Source organism: Wolbachia endosymbiont of Tuta absoluta, from assembly GCF_059414725.1.
The window spans coordinates 1-1335 of record NZ_JBNRJY010000401.1 but is presented as its reverse complement, the minus strand read 5'-3'; the positions used below and the strand labels follow the sequence as shown (position 1 = coordinate 1335).

Annotated in this window: 1 pseudogene; it reads left to right on the top strand. The window is 36.7% G+C overall.

The features are described from left to right. Positions 1-979: 979 nt before the first annotated feature. Positions 980-1217: pseudogene (locus tag ACJ5GX_RS04345) on the top strand (phage terminase large subunit family protein); the annotation flags it as partial. Between the last annotated feature and the right edge of the window lie 118 nt (positions 1218-1335).

Below are 1335 nucleotides of genomic sequence, written 5' to 3'. Positions count from 1 at the left end.
AAACAGGTCTTTAAAGAACTGTTTTCGAGTTTATAATCCAAACATTTTGAGCGAGTTTAGGTAGATAAAATAGCACTTACTGAACATCAACTTTTGGCCACCCAAACGGTAATGACTGAGAATCTTATAATTATAAATATTTGATAGAGTGATTCATTATTTAGATTTAAATATTGGAAAAACCTTAACCACTTTTCAAATCATACTTTTTTTTTGGTTTTACTGCTGTAAAAAGTAGCCTATTTATTTTTTGAAGTGATATTCTATCCGTAAGTATACCAAAAGTTCATCCAAATCTGGCAAGCCTTTTGAGCCCGAAGAGGTAACGAATACACACACACAAAATTACTCCGATTTATGATACTAGTAATAGTAAGAATATGGACAGTATTTATAACATTTGATCGATCTTTCTTAAGGCAAGTGTACTCGTGAACGACCTCGCAGTGGCGCCACTTCACAAAAAAAACTCTTTATACAAAACAAACAATCTATCAGAATGTCCGTTGCCCAAGTTTTTAGTACTATCCATAAGTAAAATTAGAACCTGCAAACTCAATTAAATATTTGCTGTAATAGAACGTATGGCATTTAATACCAAAAGTGGCCGTTTTAGACAATTTTTTCCATAACTTTCATTGCAGCGAATATTTCATTGAGTTTGCTTGTTCTAATTTTACTTAAGGATAATACTAAATAGAAGTGGCGCTTCACGAAAAATAGTTCACGATAGATAGTGGGGATTGAATTGAACCCACGACCCTCGGCGTAGCAGGCAAGGGTAGGTACTATATCCACTAACTACTAGTACTAACTTACATCCAAAACTTTAATAACAGCAAATAGTTAATAAGGGTTGCAGATTTTTGTTTTGCTTTAAGATAAAAACAAACCATGTGCAAGGGACAATCGGTGTTTTTGTTTGCATTAAGAGATGTTTTTATTTGTGAAGTGGCGCTAGTTTCGCGGCACTATCTGCCTTAAAGGAATCATGGATTCACTATCTCCGTCTTCACCTGCTGAAAAAGTAGTATTCATGAAAGGGTGTGCCCCCTGGAGGAATCGGCGATTGGTGGAACGGGAGCTGGTAACAATTGGATAGGCTATACCTATCATCGATCACACACCGGGTCCAATACTAGAAGATAGCCAACTGTAGAAAACATTGGTTAAAAGGAAGGTTTGCACCACTGATTGAAAGTACACCATGTTCAAAATACTGTTGTAGTATTGTTGATTAATACTACATACACATACCACGCTTTTATCCCTTGCAGGGTAGGCAGAGCGTTACCGGCCGCGGCGGCCGCCATCGCCACATTTGACAAATTATAT